Raw genomic sequence first — 15,721 nt, forward strand, 5'->3', positions numbered from 1 at the left:
TGGATAGCCGTATGCGGAACGTAGCAGGTAAGGGGCACCATGGCTGCGGATACAGGGATGACAGATTGTCAGTGGACATCCTCGGTGACCAGCGGTGAGCTGTGCTCGGAGGTACCAGATGAACACAATTAGTATCCCCCGCGTCAAGGCGGAAGACACCGACACCGTCGCGGCCTGCCTCGCCTCAGCCGGCGCCCTGCTTCTCACGGGACTGCACGACCGGCACACCGTTCTGTCGGCTGCCCGTTCCCTCGGCCGCATCGTGCCGCATCGCGACAGCGACGCCGACGGCATCACCGTGATCGCCGACCGGCCCATGATTGCGGGTGCGGGTCTCGCCGGGTTCAGCTCCGCCGCACTCGCCCCGCACACTGACCGGTCGGGTGTCGCCGTGCCGCCGCCGCTCCTCCTGCTCGCCTGCCGAACTCCCGCCGTTCGAGGCGGCGCGTGTGTGCTCGTCGACGGCTAGGCGGTGTACCGGGACCTCGCTGCCGAAGAGCCCGAGGCGGTGCGCGATCTGATGACAAGTCGATCGGTGTTGTTCGGCGGCAGCGCGGGCCACCTCGGCGCGATCTTCGAGCCGACGGGTCCGGGACTACTTGGTGTGCGGCTCAGACTTGATGGATTGGCTCGCTGGTCGCCGCAGGCCGCTCGGTGGCGCGATCTGCTCGTCGCCACGATTCGGCGTCACGAACACATCATCCCGTTGGCAGCGGGGCAGGGCTACGTTCTCAACAACAGAAGGTGGCTGCACGGACGGCGGGCATTCACCGGGCAGCGCGTGATGTACCGGGCCGTCCTCGAACCGCAGACGCCGATTCCGGCGGGATGGCCACGATGACCTACCCGGCGGAGTGGGTCTCCTTTGTCGCGCGCGTCTCCTCGTCGAGCAGCGTCACCACCGCAGCCGCACCTGTCCGCGTCATCGGCCGGTCGGGCGGTGGACGCGAAGTGGGCATCGACCTTGCGCCGTCCGACGCGCGGGATGTTCTCGCTGACGTGGGCGCGGGATGCGCCGGGTCTGAGCCCGGCTGGTGGGACGACGCCGCGCGTCGGCTACAGATCGCCGGTGACGCCGCCCTCACTGTGATCATCAGTGACCCCGTGGCCCCGCTCGGCCGGAGGATCGTCGCTGGGAAGCACCGTTCGGGACTCGCGGTGACACTTCGCACGGCGATCACGAGCGCCGACAACGCCGCCCATGGATCGCACCGATGATCGGCCCGTGGCTCGCCAGGACTGCCCGGTGACCGCCGACGAGCGGGAGATCGCCGACGAGCCGCTGAGGATTTATCCACTGGTGACGGACACGCCCGGATATCGGTTCGGAGTGCCCCGGCGTGGCGCCCGACGCTTCCCCTCCTCAATCGACCCGGACCCGCCGCTCGGCCTGCGCGAGGACGGACCGGCGGTGGTCCTCGCCTACCGAGCCGGTCGTCTCCCCCGCCGACGAAGGCCGTGGCACGCGCGAATGAATGATCGACGACGAGCAGGGAGTCTCGCTACGATCGGCGAACCGGCAGGCGAGTCGGCCAGGGCTCGACCGGCTCGATCCGCACCACACGCCAGATCGCGGCTCGCCGGGGCCATTGTCGGCTCTTCGTCGTGGTCGGTGGTCTGACGTTCGAGGGAAGGGCGATCGATGGAGATCGAAGAACTCGGCGAACGGATCGAGACGCATCACACGGACAGTCCCAGACGGCTCCGCGTCGCGGTGTCCTGCCTGGTCGTCGCGGCCGTAAGTCTCGGCGTCGGTATCCCGCTGACCATCGCCCACTTCCAGCCCTGGGGTCCCGCAGGCCAGGACCCGCGGTCCTGGGTGGGTTCGGGAATGCTGCCCGGCGCGCTGACGACGCTGGGCGTCCTCGCGCTGGGCGCCGGGATTCTCACGCTGCTGAAGTACCTACGCACCAAGGACGAGTACTTCGAGGTCCATCGCCAGGGGATGATCCACCACGTCAGCGGGGCGACCTCGGTGATCCGATGGTCGGACGTCGCCTCGGTCCGGCCCAAGGGGGCGGTGTCGGACCGTGGCGGCGCGCGTCATTTCGGCGCCGACTTCTCCTGTCTCGTGGTGCTGACCGACGGTCGACGGATCAGGTTCAACACCTTCATCGAGGACGCGCCGCAACTCGCGGAGGCGATCGTCACCGCCGTCGACCCGACAGCGCGTTCCTGACGGCCGACGCGCGCACCAGTCGTCCCCGCCGCTACACAGCCCGCGGAGGTCGGCGGCGTCGACGGTCCCGAAACCGAGTGTCCCGTTGGCAGGATATGCCGCCTGATCAGGCACGATCCGGTTGTTCCCTGCCTAGCGCCGCAGGTCGGGCGTGCCCGCCAGGCTACTGCCGCTCTCTCGACGGCAGGAGGTTCTGCCGTCCCCGGGCTCGACAGACCCTCCCACCGCAGCGCCGAGGGGTGTTTCGTCGCTGCTGACCGGGGCAGCCAGACAAGGAACCTCGGGAGGGCCGCAGGCGGGGGTGCCCTTCCGGGTGACGCCGGGTCGCCCCGGTGTCGAGCAGAGGAGCAGTGATCGTGAAGCACGCCATGCTGAGGGATCTGGACGTCTCCCGCATCGGGCTGGGCGCGATGGGCATGTCCTTCGCGTACACCGGCGCGGGGACGGACGACGCCGAGTCCGTCCGCACCATCCATCGAGCGCTCGACCTGGGCGTCACCCTCATCGACACCGCCGAGATCTACGGGCCGTTCGTCAATGAGGAACTCGTCGGCCGGGCGTTGCGCGGCCGCCGCGAGGGGGTCGTGCTGGCGACCAAGTTCGGCATGGTCTCCCATGCGGGCGGCGGCGCGAACATCCTCGACAGCAGCCCGGCGAACGTCCGCGCGGCGGTGGAGGGCTCGCTCAGGCGGTTGGGCACCGACCACATCGACCTGTACTACCAGCATCGGGTCGACCCGAAGACGCCCATCGAGGACACCGTCGGAGCGCTGGCCGAACTGGTGTCCGAGGGGAAGGTGCGCCACATCGGGCTGTCCGAGGCGGGGGTGGCGACGATCCGCCGAGCCCATGCCGTGCATCCGATCACCGCGTTGCAGTCCGAGTACTCGCTGTGGACGCGCGATCCGGAGCCTGCGGTGCTGCCGCTGCTGCGGGAGCTGCGGATCGGCTTCGTGCCGTACTCGCCGCTCAGCCACGGCTTCCTCACCGGGAAGATCCGTTCGCCGAAGGACTTCGGCCCCGACGACTTCCGGGCGACGAACCCCAGGTTCACCGGGGAGAACTTCCAGCGCAATCTGCGCATCGCCGACGAAGTCGAGGCCGTCGCGGCCGAGGCAGGCGCGACGCCCGCTCAGGTGGCGCTGGCCTGGCTGCTGGCCAAGGGCACGGACATCGCCCCGATCCCCGGCACGAAACGGGTCTCCCGCGTGGAGGAGAACACCGCTGCGGACGATCTCGCGTTGACCGAGGAGCAGATCCGCACGCTCGACGGCCTCACACCGCCGGAAGGCGACCACCACAACGACGAGCAGATGAAGATGATCGAGCGTTGACCGAGCCTGCCCGCCGCGCCGCGCAGGCTCGGCCATCGCCGAGGTGACGAGGAGCAGGAACGATGACGACGTGGACGCCGGACGAACTCGCCAGGATCGACGGAGCCGACGAACTACAGGTCACCACGCTGCGCGGTGACGGATCGCCGCGCAGCCCGAGGACCATCTGGGTCGTCCGCGACGGCGACGACCTCTACGTCCGGTCCGTCTACGGCGTCACATCAGTCTGGTACCGGGGGACCCGGACCCGCCATGAGGGCCGGGTCCAGGCGGGCGGTGTGGACCGCGACGTGACCTTCGTCGACGTCGGCGACGAGCTGGATGAGCGCCTCGACGCCGAGTACCGCAGCAAGTACCGCCGCTACGCCGCCTCGATCGTCGACTCCATCACCAGTGCCGAGGCACGCGCCGCGACCATCCGACTCGTGCCCCGGTGACGCCGTCCATGCTCGCCCCGAGTCCGTCGATCCGGAACAGCAGCGGTTCCTCGTGATCAACCGCTCGACGTCGGCGAGATCGGCCGCGTCGCCTGCCCTGCCACGACGACGCCAGGAAGGTCTGGGACGGCAGCCTGCGTGGCGGGCGGTGGCATCTTCAGCGGCGGAACGGCCGGTGTCACCGGTTCCGGCGCACTGCCGCAGCGAGGCTGCTCACCACGCCTCGGGGAGAGGCTCTCGTCGGCAGTTCGGGGACATTCCGCAGTTCAGGAACAGGACGACACTCGTCGACCACCCGAACCGGTGATCACCCGCCAGGCCGGACAGCGGTCGCGTCCCCCCTTCGCGGCCACAAGGTCGGCGACCAGGTCATGTGCACCCTTGCCGCCGCCTGCGCGACCGGATGGAAGGCAGGCGGCTCCTCGGCAGGCTCCGCAGCGACGAAGCCCAGGACGTGTTCGGCGTCCCGCCGGGACTCCCCGCACATCGCTGCGGCGTACCGGCCACGGTGGCGACCGGTCACGACCCGTCGCGCGGCGGGCGGAGCTGCTGATAGAAGTGATAGGCCACCGCTTCCGGCTCCGGCGTCCGCCAGTGCCTGCCGAGCAGCATCGGCAGCGGGGCACCGGCATCGAGCACCGTGAAGCCGTGTCGGGCGAAGAGGCGGCGCAGCGAATCCGCCTCCTGATCGACGGTGACGTTGCCGAACCAGACTCGAACCCCTCGGTCCCGCAGCCGGTTCTTCGACTCTTCCAGCAGCCGTCCCCCGATCCCCTGCCCCCGAGCCTCCGGCACGACGGCCAGCAGTTGCAGCTGACTGTGCCTGTCGAGCACCGGACCGAAGTCCAGCTCGCGGGGCATCCGCTGGCCGGACATGAGCCGCAGTGCGCTGCCGACCGCGATCTGCGCGCGGCAGCTGAGAGCGGCGCCGAGCAGACGTCCGGTCTCGGGGTCGTGGTACTGCAGCACCAACGGCGCGTAGAGCTCGTCCAGCTCGGTCATCGGCACGGCGGTGGGCTCGACCTTGTCGATGACGGCCGTGAACAGGTCGAGTACGTCGCGTCGTCGGGGGTCGGTGTCGGCCTCGGAGATCATGGCGAGAGTGTCACCCGAACGACACGCGGCGCTCCACTCGGCCTGCGCGAACGACCGCTTCGGCTCGGCCGCGTCCGGCCGACGCCGACGGCCGGAGAGCTACGAGCGGGCCCGTCGACGTCGCCGGGCCCGCTCGTCACACCTGCCGATCTCCTCGGCCTCGATCAGGCCCCGGCGCCACCCCGGAACGTGGCCCACTCCGACCAGGCTCCGCCGCCGGGGGTCCCGTCGGCGGGAATGGTGTGCCACCGACCCAGGACGCCCTCGGTCGCCGCGAGGAAGACCTCGATCCGGCCGTCCACGTTCACCGTGGCGACGAGGTCCGATCCACCGGAGCCGAAGTCGCTCCACGGCGACCAGGTTCCGTTCAGGTCCGTCTGATACCGGTGCCGAACACCCGCCGAGGTGGTGGCGAACTGTTCCAGCCGACCGCCCGGCGCCAAGGCCACCGTCAGCCGCGCCGCACCGGGACCGCCAGTCTCGACCCAGTCCGACCAGGCACCGCCGCCCGGCCTCCCGTCGGCCGGACTCGTCTGCCACCGATGCCGAACACCGCCCGCATCGGCCACGAAGACCTCCAGCCTGCCGTCGAGGGCCGTGCTGGTGACGATGTCGTGCCCACCGGGACCGAAGTCCGACCAGCCGGACCACGCGCCCTCCACCGTCATCTGGTAGCGGTGGCGAGTGCCGTTCGAAGTGGTCGCGAACTGCTCCAGTCGACCATCCGGGGCCGCGTCCACGATGACCTGTGCGCCCGCCGGGCCGCCGGTCTCGACCCACTCCGACCACGCACCGCCGCCCGGCCTCCCGTCCGCCGGACTCGTCTGCCACCGATGCCGGATGCCGCCGCCGTGTGCGACGAAGACCTCCACCCGACCGTCGCGCGCCACCGCGGTGGCCAGGTCGGTTCCACCGGGGCCGAGAACGCTCCAGCCGGACCAGGCGCCGTCGAGATTCGTCTGAAAGCGGTGATGCAGGCCGTCGGGAGTCAGGGCGAACTGTTCGAGTCGGCCGTCCGGCGCGCGGGAGAACGCCAGCCGCGCGTTCGCCGGTCCGCCCGTGTTCACCCAGTCCGACCAGGCTCCGCCGCCCGGTCGTCCGTCTGCCGGGGCGGTCTGCCATCGGTGGTGGACGCCCGCCGCGTCGGACACGAAGGCCTCCACCCGACCGTCCCGCGAGGTCGCGGCGGCGACCGAGGAGCCCGTGGTGGTGAACTCCCGCAGATTCTGTGCGGGCGGCGGCCCTTCGGCGACGAAGTCGAACCTGATCGGCTGGTAGGTGGCCTGGGTCTGCGACCAGGTGTACTCGTTGTAGGTCGCGCGCGGCGGGGTCTGCTCGTATACCCAGTACCGGCTGCGCGCGTCGTCGAGCCAGCCCCCGAAGAGGCGGATGTGTCCGATCTGGCCGTCGCCCTGCCAGTGGCGCCAGTTCAGCGCGTCGCCGGGAAGCAGCTCGTCCTTGGTGATCTCGTGGGAGACCTGATAGATCGTGCGGGTCGTGTACGAGGCGCCGGTGTTCCAGGCCAGGGACACGAAGCCGGAGCAGTCGGTGCGATATCCCTCGTGCCACCGGCTCATGCTGTAGGGGACGCCTGCGTCGACCCAGGTCCTGCCTCGAGCCATGATCTCCTCGCGGGAGATCGGGTTCGCCGCGAGCGGGGTGACGTCACCCTCGCGGATGTCCTGGTGCGCAGCGGGTTCTCGGGGCTCGCCGATGCCGGTCGGCGCGGACTCCCGGGGCGTCGTGGCGAACGCGGTCGCCGCCCCCGGTACTTCGGCCGGGACGGCGGCGAGCAGCAGGGCCAGGGCCGCGCCTGCCACGGATCTTCGCAGGCGGGATGATGTCGTGCGCATGAACTCTCCTTCGCCGAGTCTGGAGTGGGAGGGATCGGCTACCGCGTCTGCGCGGACGGCTGCGCAGGCCGGGCCTGCGTGGACCGGGCCTGGGCAGACCGGGCCTGGGCCGAGAACGCGCCCCAGCCGGACCAGGTGCCGCCGCCGGGAGTGCCGTCGGCCGGAATCGTGTGCCAGCGCGCCTGCAGAGCCCCGGAAGGCGCGGCGAGGAAGACCTCGATCCGGCCGTCGGCGTTCACGGTGGCGGCCAGGTCGGAGCCGCCGGGGCCGAAGTCGGTCCACGCCGACCAGTTCCCCGCCAGGTCCGTCTGATACCGATGTCGGATGCCGCCCGAGGTGGTGGCGAACTGCTCCAGCCTGCCGCCCGGCGCCAAGGCCACCGTCAGCCGTGCCACGCCGGGACCGCCGGTCGCCACCCACTCCGACCACGCACCGCCACCCGACCTGCCGTCCGCCGGACTCGTCTGCCACCGATGCCGAACACCGCCCGCATCGGCGACGAAGACCTCCAGCCTGCCGTCGAAGCCCGCGACGGTCGTGAGGTCCGTGCCGCCCGCGCCGAACTCGCCCCACGAGGACCACGCGCCGTCGAGGTTGACTGATGGCGATGCCAGGTCGCGGCCGAGGTGACGGCGAACTGCTCCAGCCTGCCGTCCGGCGCCACGTCGAGGACGACCTGCGCCCCGCCCGGCCCGCCGGTCTCCGCCCATTCCGACCAGCCGCCGCCGTTCGGTCTTCCGTCGGCCGGACTCGTCTGCCACCGGTGACGGATGCCGATGTCGTGCACGACGAAGACCTCCAGCCGACCGTCCCGCGAGACGGCCGTGGCGAGGTCCGAACCGCCGGGACCGAACTGCGACCACCCGGACCACGCACCGTCCAGAGTGGTCTGGAAGCGATGCCAGAGCGCGTCGGGAGTGAGCGCGAACTGCTCGATGCGGCCGTCCGGCGCACGGGAGAGAGCGATCCGGGCGTCGGCCGGTCCCCCGGTGCTCACCCACTCCGACCAGCCGCCGCCACCGGGCCTGCCGTCGGCGGGCGCGGTCTGCCAGCGGTGCAGGGTGCCGGAGCCGTTCGAGGCGAACACCTCGATCCGGCCGTCCAGCGAGGTCGCCGAGGCGACCGCCGAGCCGGTGGTGGTGAACTCTCGAAGATCTTGGGCGGACGGGATGCCCGGTCCGACCGCCCGACTGGCCTCCTCGATCATCGCCCTGGCTCGTCCCTCGGCCTCGTCATACCGCCACGGGCAGCAGGAGCGCTGCACGCTGTCGGCGAGCAGGCCTGCGCTGAGGTCCGGGTGTCGCGGCTCCACGATCTTGGCCTGGGTGAAGAAGCTTCGGGAGGCGTAGGAGACGTCCATGATCTGGTCGGGGGTTCCCCAGCCCTGCGAGGGTCGCTGCTGGAAGACGCCGAGGGAGTCCCGGTCGCCGCAGGGCAGGTTGTTCATGTGGGACTCGACCCAGCCCGCCTCGAAGCCCGCGAGCATGACCTTGTCGGACACCGACATGGACAGTCCGACGCGGTAGACGGTCTCGATCACGGCGGGATCGTGATTCGGCGGGATGCTGGGGCAGGCCAGCGGCGAGATGTCCTGGGCGTTGGTCCTGGGCCGCTCCCCCTCGGTCTGCTCATCGGGCTGGACGGGTCCGGCCCGGCCGGTCGGTCGTGCGGCGGACTCGCCTGCGACGGCGGTGCCCAGGGTGCCGCCCAGCAGGGCCAGGACGGCGATCGGCACCGTCAGCAGCCGCCATGGTCGGGGTCTGTGTCTGCCGTGGGGAGGTCGATCTGCTGCGGACATGAACGTTTCCTTCCTCGCCGAACGGCGCACCGATGTCGATCGGCGACCGGGGGGGTCGACCGCCGAGGAGGACGTTCGGCGGCGACGTCGATCAGGGGTGATCCGACCGACGACCGGCGGATCCGCAGAAGGCGGCCGGGCTCGCACCGACGAGCCGACCGGGATGGGCCCGCCGAGACGGGCTCGCACGCAGGTCGCGCACCAGGCGCAGCAGCGGAGTTCTAGTCGAGCGGCTCGAGGACGACGTCGTCGAGCTGGATCCAGACCTCGCCGCCCGAACCGGCCCATCCGCCGCAGAACACCTCGGCCTCGCCTGCCTCGTCGGCGGTGAACTCCACCGTCAGCGGGGCGTAGTCGGCGACATGCCCGAAGGGCGCCTCGGCGATCGTGCCGCCGCCGTCGGGACGGCGGACGCCTAAGTAGCCGCCGTCGGTGGCGGCCGAACTACGCACCCAGCCGGTCAGCCGATGGCGGGCGCCGGGTCGGACCGCGACCTTCTGAAAGAGGTCGTTCCACCCCGCGTCGGCCCGAATCCAGCCGTTGTTCTCGCCGGAACGGGCGTATCCCAGCCCCTGGTCCACGCCGCCTCGTCCGTTCACCCGCCACGGACCGACCCCCGCTCCCGGCGGTCGATCCTCGAATCCGCCGTCCTGCACGAGGTTCGACTCGACCGGCAGCTCGTCGGCGGAGAGGCTCATCAGCCGCACGTGGTACGGGGTCCACTGGGACATGGCGAAGTACAGTTCACGGCCCGTGCTGGCGGGATGGAGGAACGCGCCGTAGAGGCCGCCGAAGTCCTGCCCATGGGCGACGATCCACCCGCCCGTCCACGGGCCGTTCGGCGCGGGCGCGGTCCGCGCCACGATCGCCGCGCGGCTCTCGTCCAGGTACAGCGCGACCCAGCGGCGAAGATGTTCGTTGTAGAGCACGGAGAGTTCGCCGACCGGGCCCGCCAGCACCGGCACCGTCCGGTCCAGTCCCGTGCGGTCCCAGCCCTGAGCGGTCCAGTACTGGTAGCTCGCCGGATCGAGCAGGCGATCCGTGGCGACCCTCGCCAGTACGACGTCGCCGAACCGGCCCTGCGGCGTGCCGAACAGGTAGACGGTGTCGCCGTCGGCGGCGAACGCGCCGAGCTGGAACCTCGCCCCGCCGCCGGTGGCGGACCAGCGGTTGTTCACCGGCTTCGCCCAGGTCTGGCCGCCGTCGTCGGAATAGGCGAGTCCGGCGTAGTTGGTGACCCAGGTGCCCGCCGCTCCCCAGTGGCGGACGGACATGTAGTGCAGGACGTCCCGGGAGCCGACGGCGATGCCCGCCGTGGGGATCACCGTCTCCTCGGCGACGCTGGTGTCACGGGCGAGGATCTGGGCAGCGTGGCCCGGCCGATCGGTGATCATCGAGTCGATGCGCAGGCCGTCGGCGAGGCTCGGGTTCGAGGCGTGGGCGAGGACGTTGCAGCGCCAGTCGGCGGTATGCGGGCCCGCACCGTTGCCGCCCCACCCGGGCCCGTAGGTGTCGCCGAAGGCGATCGCGACCCGGCCTCGGCCGTCGCGCCACATCACGCCGAGGTCGGTGGCGTGCACGGCGAAGCGGTCCCGCGTCTGATTGACGTCGTCGGCACCCTGCCCGGCGAGCAGGGCCACTGCTCGGGCCGGGAAGACACGCTGCCACGGAACGGCGGCGTCCCAGCCGGGAACGGTGGTGGGCGCGGCGGTGGCGGCCGCCGCGCCGGTCGAGGTCAGCACCATCGAGGCGGCGGTCAACGCGGCGCCGCGAAGCACGTCGCGTCGTCCGATCGTCGAAGGCCGGGGTGCGGGCTCAGGTCTTCGTGGCACGGCAGGACTCTCCCGTCGCTGGCGTGAATCGTCTCCACGTTCACCGCGGCGCCGCAGGCGATCCGGTCGTCGCCGCCGGTGAACGGGACACTTCGGATTCCTACCGTGGGAAACTAAACAACTACTACACGAAGTCGGGCAGGGTGGCCTCGCGGCCCCCGCAGGTGGCTCGCCCCGCAGCGACGGCGCTGCGGCTGATCACGCGGGAACGGTGATCCGCGTCCCGGTCCGACCGACTCGCGTCCACCGTGGTCGACCCAGTGAGCCGCCTCGGCGAGGAGCGCGCCGGTCCCCGGGCCGGGCCTGGGAAACCTGGAACACCGCGATCCCCGCGTCAGGCTGATCGAGCCGATGAGGGCTAGTGCCTGCGGCGACGCCGAGGGGGCGCCGTGCCGAACAACGGCCCGCCCACCACCCGCGCCGAGACAGGGCCGTCAGGCACTCACATTGTCTCGTCGTCGAGCCGGATGATCGCCTCGACGATGGCGGCGACGTCGGAGCGGCGCATCGGCGTGGAGTCCATCGAGTCGTGGATGGTCAGGCCCTCGACGAGTGCGTCGAGGGCACGGGCCGTGCGTTCGGAGAAGTGCGTGCTCAGGCTGGCGCGGCTGGCCGCCATCCAGTCCCGCATCACCTCGATCAGCTGCGGCCGTCGCGAGGTGTACGCGTAGAGCTCCAGGGTGAGCCGCTGTTCCCGGGGCGTCCCGTACGCGGTCCCGGCGATGATCTCGACGACGGCGGCGCCTGCCTGCTCGCGGGTCCGCGCCTCGACCAGCAGGCGGCGGTAGCGACGGGACATCGAACGGGTCAGCTGAGTGAAGGCCTCGAACAGGACCTCGTCCATCCCGGTGAAGTAGTAGCTCATCGAGCCGAGCGGGACTCCGGCCGCCGCCGCGATCCTGCGGTGCGTCGTGCCCGCCACCCCGCGCTCGGCGATGACGTCGAGGGCCGCCTCGATGATCCGATCACGACGTCCCGGGTCGGGCGGGCGACGCGCGGGACTGGACACGGCGACCCTCCTCGATCAGTCGCACCTCGCCGAGATCTTCTCACGCGCCGCCCTCGCGGGTACCCTTCGCTCGCGAATGTACGTTTGTACACTCACCGAGCCGCTCGCCCGGCTGCCCCCCCCCGGCCCCCCGGCCCGCCCGACTCGGCCGACCGGCCCGACCCGGCTTGCCTGCCACCCAGCCCGCCGCGACCGAAGGCCTCTCATGGACTCCGCCCTGCGCAGACGCCGCTTAGCCCTGCTCCTCGCCTTCTTCATTCCCGGAATCTCCATGTCGTCCTGGATCACCCGCACGCCCGCGATCCGCGACATCCTCGGCGCGTCGACCGGCGAGATGGGTCTGGTGCTGTTCGGCCTGTCCGTCGGATCGATGACGGGCATCCTCAGCGCGGGCCCCCTGGTACGCCGCTTCGGGACTCGGCCGGTCACCGCCGTCGGCCTGGCGCTGATGATCGCGGGAATGGCCACGATCGCGATCGGCGCGGCGACCTCGATCGCGTTCGTCGTCGCGGCGGGACTCGCGTTCTTCGGCGGCGGGATGGGCTCCGCCGAGATCGCCGTCAACATCGAAGGCTCGGTCGTCGAACAGATCCAGGGCCGTCCGCTGCTGACCACGCTGCACGGCTGTTTCAGCCTCGGCACCGTCGCGGGCGCGGTCGTGGGCATCGGTCTCACCGCGACCGACTTCCCGGTGGCGCTGCACCTGACGCTGGTCGCGCTCGTGACGATCCCGGCCGCGATCTGGGCCGTGCGCGCCATTCCGGCGGGCACGGGCATCCAGTCACGCGCCGCCGACGCGTCCACGGCGCCCGGGGCTTCGCTGGCCGTCTGGCGAGACGCCCGACTGGTGTTGATCGGGCTCATCGTGCTCGCGATGGCCCTGGCCGAGGGCGCGGCGAACGACTGGCTGCCCCTGCTCATGGTGGACGGCCACGGCTTCGACGCCGCCTCGGGCTCGCTCGTCTTCGCAGGCTTCGCCGCGTCGATGACCATCGGTCGATTCTCCGGCGGGTTCTTCCTGAGCCGGTTCGGCCGGGTCGCCGTGGTGCGGACGAGCGCGGTCTTCGGCGTGATCGGACTGGCGCTGGTGATCTTCGCGGGAAATCCGGTCCTCGCCGGGCTGGCCGTGGTCTTCTGGGGCCTGGGGACCTCGCTCGGCTTCCCGGTCAGCATCTCGGCGGCAGGCGACTCCCCGCACGATCCGGCCGGTCGGGTCGCTGCCGTGGCCACGGCGGGCTACGTCGCCTTCCTCGTCGGGCCGCCGCTGCTCGGGTTCCTGGGCGATCAGTACGGCCTGCGCGGGGCGATGATCGTCGTCCTGGTCTTCGTGGGCGCCGCTGCCTTCCTCGCCCCGGCCGTGCGTCCCGCGAGTGCCCTGCCCGCGAGCCGACCGCAGGCCGAGGACGACGTCGGGGCGGCGCCGGAGTGATTCGGGGCCGCGAGGCGCACCCGCCCGACCTCGTCCATCGGGACCGGCCGACGCGCCCCGGCAGCAGGGCCGGGCTCGCTCGTCACCAACGCGACACTCCGGCCGAGCGGGGCCGAGCGGGGCGGTACGCGCGCCGACCCGCGCCGCAGGCCGTCGCCCTCGCCACCGCCCGTCGGCCTCGCGCTGTGGCAGGATCGGCGCCCCAGGACCGAGGAGGCCGTGATGAAGCTGGGCGAGGCGCTCGCGGTGCGTGCCGAGACGGCCCGCCGGATCGAACAGGTGCGGGCCCGCATCATCGACAACGCCCGTTATCAGGAGGGCGAGACCCCGGCGGAGAATGCGGCCGATCTGCTCGCCGAGGCCGAGCAGGCCTGTGCCGAGCTGGAGTCGCTGATCCGCCGGATTAACCGCACCAACTCCGCGACGCGACTGGGCGACGGCACGATCACCGACGCGCTCGCACACCGCGACGGCCTGCGGCTGCGCCACAGCGTCATCACCGACGCCGCCGATGCGGCAGCCGGGCGGCGGGATCGCCGAGGCGGCGGCCGACAGCTTCGTTCGGAGCTGTTGTTCCTCGCCGCTCTGCCCGTCGCCGAACTGCGGGCACAGGCCGACCGGGTCGCCCAGGAGATCCGCACGGTGGACGTGGCGATCCAGCGCAGCAACTGGGAGGTCGACCTGCTGGACTGATCGGCATGTCCGACTCGGCGGCAGCAGGTAGTCGTTCGAGAGGCGAGCACCAGCCGAGGGTCGGCGGTCTTCCGACTCCTCCTGGTGCGTGGTGGGCAGCGCAGGGGTTCAACTCCCCTCTTCACTCAGCAGCCCAGTACTTCGCACAGGCGAACGGCGCATGCCGTACCTCTCATCACCAGGTGCTGGTCTCGGACGACGAGGGCGGGGCAGGGGCAGCCCGCCGACGTCGGACATGCCGAGCGCGCGGCGCACCCGAGGAGCCGCGACTCGGGTGGCATATCGGCCTGCCACGCACGGGAAAACCGCTCGAGTGGGCGCCATCGCGTCGCGTAGGGTCCGCCGATGCCGTTGACCGCGTCGTTTCGCACGCTGTGGGCCGGAAACGCCGCGGGCAACCTCAGCGACGGACTGATGTTCGTCGCGCTGCCGTTGATCGCCGCGACGCTGACCCAGGACCCGCTGCTGGTGGCCGGTCTGTCGACGGTCTACGCGGCCGTCCGGCTCTGCGTCGTCCTGCCGATCGGGGCGCTGGTCGATCGGTGGGACCGCCGGACGATCCTGTGGTCAACCAATCTGATCCGGGCCGTCGCGCTGGGCGGGCTGTCCGTCCTGCTGCTCGCCGGGTCCGGCTCGATCCCGGTGCTGTATCTGGCGATCGCGCTGGTGGGCATCGTGGAGGTCGCGGCGGACAACGCGGCGCAGGCGGTCGTGCCCACGCTGGTCTCCTCCCGAGACCTCGACCGCGCCAACGGCCGCATCTCGGCGGCACAGCTCATCGCCGACGAGTTCGTCGGGCCGCCGCTGGGCGGGCTGCTGTTCGGTATCGCGGTGGCGCTGCCGATCTCAGTGGCCAGCGCGTTCTACGCGGTGGCCGGGCTCCTCTTCCTGGCGCTGCCCCGGACACCGCGTCGGCCGCGCCCGGCGGCACGGCCCGCTCGCGGCTCGCTCTGGGCCGACACGATGCAGGGCGCGCGCAGGCTGGCGGGCGACCGACTCCTCGGCCCGCTCGCGATCATCGGCGGGGTGACGAGCATCGCCTACATGGCGCCCTTCGCGATCCTGGTGGTCTACGCGGCGGACGTACTCGACGTGACGCCCACCGGTTACGGCGTGATCCTGGCCGTCTCCGCGCTCGGGGGCCTGCTCGGCTCCCTCGTCGCCGCGCCGATCCGGGCCCGGATCGGCTACCGATGGACGATCGCCGGAAGCCTGCTGCTCGGCGCGGCCTCGATGGCGGGGCTGGCCGGGACGACGTCACCCTGGCTCGCGGCGGTGCTGCTGGCCGCGTACATCCTGCATGCCGTGCTGTGGGGAGTCTGCGTCAGCTCGCTGCGGCAACGGCTCGTGCTCGACCGTTACCGGGGCCGCGTCAACGCGGCATCCAAGCTGCTGGGACTCCTCGGTCTGGCGCTGGGCAGCGCGCTCGGCGGCGTCCTCGCGGGCGTCTTCGGGCTCGCCGTGCCCTTCCTCGTGAGCGCGGTGCTCTTCCTGGGCTGCGCGGTGGCGGCGCTGCTGCTCTTCCGGCCCCGGTCCCGACCCCTGCCGACGGCCGTCGGCTAGCCGGTCTCGCCTGCGGCGGCCCACGGCCACGTCGACGAAGATCGGCGCCGGTGCCGACCGGGGTCGGTGCCGTCAGCAGGCAGGTCGGGTGACGGTGATCTGCCGGGGCCGCCGTGCCCGGCGGATCGCCCACGAGCACCCGCCGAGCACGCGGATCACCGGGTCGACATGCTTCCCAGCGAGCGGCCAGATAGTCCCGCTCCGCATCGTTGTCCGCCAGTTCCCACGCGGCGCGAGAGGAGTCGGCGGCCTCCCGACGTCTGCCGAGCCGCGTCGGCGCGGATCGACGTGGCGGTCGCGGTCGGCTGCGTCGCGTAGGAGCTGACGATCCGGCCCCGAGCTCCTAAATCCGCTCCGGAACCCGCACATGCGCCGCCAGGACCTCCGGCGGCATGTCTGCGACCCCGTTCGGCGTCTCACGCTCGTAGATGAGTACCGCGTACTGAGCCATCAGGCTGTCCCTCCCTCATTGTCGTCCCACTTCGACGACGAACGGGGC

16 protein-coding genes are annotated in these 15,721 nt (G+C 71.5%); 10 read left to right on the top strand and 6 right to left on the bottom strand.

From position 1 onward, the window contains the following. Nucleotides 1-118 precede the first annotated feature (118 nt). The 6 genes from UA75_RS22575 to UA75_RS22605 all read left to right on the top strand — a co-directional run bounded on the left by UA75_RS22575 (nucleotide 119) and on the right by UA75_RS22605 (nucleotide 3,950). Entirely contained in the window at nucleotides 119-469 is a 351-nt protein-coding gene (locus tag UA75_RS22575; RefSeq protein WP_075741961.1) for a TauD/TfdA family dioxygenase, read from the top strand. A 51-nt stretch (nucleotides 470-520) separates the two neighbouring features. Continuing rightward, a complete protein-coding gene (locus UA75_RS22580; protein WP_157434374.1) occupies nucleotides 521-841 on the top strand; it encodes a TauD/TfdA family dioxygenase in 321 nt (106 codons plus the stop codon). Next, a complete protein-coding gene (locus UA75_RS34725; RefSeq protein ID WP_075741963.1) occupies nucleotides 829-1,218 on the top strand; it encodes a hypothetical protein in 390 nt (129 codons plus the stop codon). Before UA75_RS22580 ends, UA75_RS34725 begins: the two co-directional genes overlap by 13 nt. Nucleotides 1,219-1,642: 424 nt before the next feature. Next, a complete protein-coding gene (locus tag UA75_RS22595; protein ID WP_075741965.1) occupies nucleotides 1,643-2,179 on the top strand; it encodes a hypothetical protein in 537 nt (178 codons plus the stop codon). 356 nt (nucleotides 2,180-2,535) lie between these two features. Continuing rightward, nucleotides 2,536-3,513 carry an aldo/keto reductase gene (locus UA75_RS22600; protein WP_075744096.1) on the top strand — a complete coding sequence of 326 codons (978 nt, stop codon included), beginning with the start codon at nucleotides 2,536-2,538 and terminating at the stop codon, nucleotides 3,511-3,513. Nucleotides 3,514-3,575: 62 nt separating this feature from the next. Continuing rightward, nucleotides 3,576-3,950, top strand: coding sequence for a DUF2255 family protein (locus UA75_RS22605; protein WP_075741966.1), 375 nt, complete (start codon nucleotides 3,576-3,578; stop codon nucleotides 3,948-3,950). Between the two features lie 519 nt (nucleotides 3,951-4,469). On the opposite strand, the gene UA75_RS22610 is transcribed toward UA75_RS22605, so the two are convergent. The 5 genes from UA75_RS22610 to UA75_RS35100 form a co-directional block, all read right to left on the bottom strand. After that, nucleotides 4,470-5,045: a GNAT family N-acetyltransferase gene (locus UA75_RS22610; RefSeq protein WP_075741967.1), complete on the bottom strand. Its 576-nt coding sequence runs from the start codon at nucleotides 5,043-5,045 to the stop codon at nucleotides 4,470-4,472. Between the two features lie 164 nt (nucleotides 5,046-5,209). Continuing rightward, nucleotides 5,210-6,898: a hypothetical protein gene (locus tag UA75_RS22615; RefSeq protein WP_157434375.1), complete on the bottom strand. Its 1,689-nt coding sequence runs from the start codon at nucleotides 6,896-6,898 to the stop codon at nucleotides 5,210-5,212. 38 nt (nucleotides 6,899-6,936) lie between these two features. Further along, nucleotides 6,937-7,293, bottom strand: coding sequence for a hypothetical protein (locus UA75_RS22620; protein ID WP_157434376.1), 357 nt, complete (start codon nucleotides 7,291-7,293; stop codon nucleotides 6,937-6,939). Then, nucleotides 7,281-8,696 (bottom strand): hypothetical protein, encoded by a 1,416-nt coding sequence (locus UA75_RS22625; protein WP_157434377.1) that lies wholly within the window; start codon nucleotides 8,694-8,696, stop codon nucleotides 7,281-7,283. Before UA75_RS22625 ends, UA75_RS22620 begins: the two co-directional genes overlap by 13 nt. Nucleotides 8,697-8,917: 221 nt before the next feature. Next, on the bottom strand, nucleotides 8,918-10,528 hold the full coding sequence (locus UA75_RS35100) for a DUF4185 domain-containing protein (RefSeq protein WP_318533340.1): 1,611 nt from the start codon (nucleotides 10,526-10,528) through the stop codon (nucleotides 8,918-8,920). A 23-nt stretch (nucleotides 10,529-10,551) separates the two neighbouring features. Between UA75_RS35100 and UA75_RS22635 the strand changes: the two genes are divergently transcribed. Further along, nucleotides 10,552-10,743, top strand: a complete 192-nt coding sequence (locus UA75_RS22635; RefSeq protein ID WP_157434378.1) for a hypothetical protein — start codon at nucleotides 10,552-10,554, stop codon at nucleotides 10,741-10,743. A gap of 227 nt (nucleotides 10,744-10,970) precedes the next feature. Here the strand turns inward: UA75_RS22635 and UA75_RS22640 are convergent, their stop codons facing one another. Then, entirely contained in the window at nucleotides 10,971-11,537 is a 567-nt protein-coding gene (locus UA75_RS22640) for a TetR/AcrR family transcriptional regulator (protein ID WP_075741972.1), read from the bottom strand. A 76-nt stretch (nucleotides 11,538-11,613) separates the two neighbouring features. On the opposite strand from UA75_RS22640, the gene UA75_RS22645 reads away from it, so the two are divergent. The 3 genes from UA75_RS22645 to UA75_RS22655 all read left to right on the top strand — a co-directional run bounded on the left by UA75_RS22645 (nucleotide 11,614) and on the right by UA75_RS22655 (nucleotide 15,222). Then, nucleotides 11,614-12,966 carry an MFS transporter gene (locus tag UA75_RS22645; RefSeq protein ID WP_075741973.1) on the top strand — a complete coding sequence of 451 codons (1,353 nt, stop codon included), beginning with the start codon at nucleotides 11,614-11,616 and terminating at the stop codon, nucleotides 12,964-12,966. A 222-nt stretch (nucleotides 12,967-13,188) separates the two neighbouring features. Further along, on the top strand, nucleotides 13,189-13,659 hold the full coding sequence (locus UA75_RS22650; RefSeq protein WP_075741974.1) for a DIP1984 family protein: 471 nt from the start codon (nucleotides 13,189-13,191) through the stop codon (nucleotides 13,657-13,659). A gap of 345 nt (nucleotides 13,660-14,004) precedes the next feature. Then, nucleotides 14,005-15,222, top strand: coding sequence for an MFS transporter (locus UA75_RS22655; RefSeq protein ID WP_075741975.1), 1,218 nt, complete (start codon nucleotides 14,005-14,007; stop codon nucleotides 15,220-15,222). Nucleotides 15,223-15,721 lie beyond the last annotated feature (499 nt).

This window comes from Actinoalloteichus sp. GBA129-24 (assembly GCF_001941645.1).
GTDB lineage: Bacteria > Actinomycetota > Actinomycetes > Mycobacteriales > Pseudonocardiaceae > Actinoalloteichus_A > Actinoalloteichus_A fjordicus.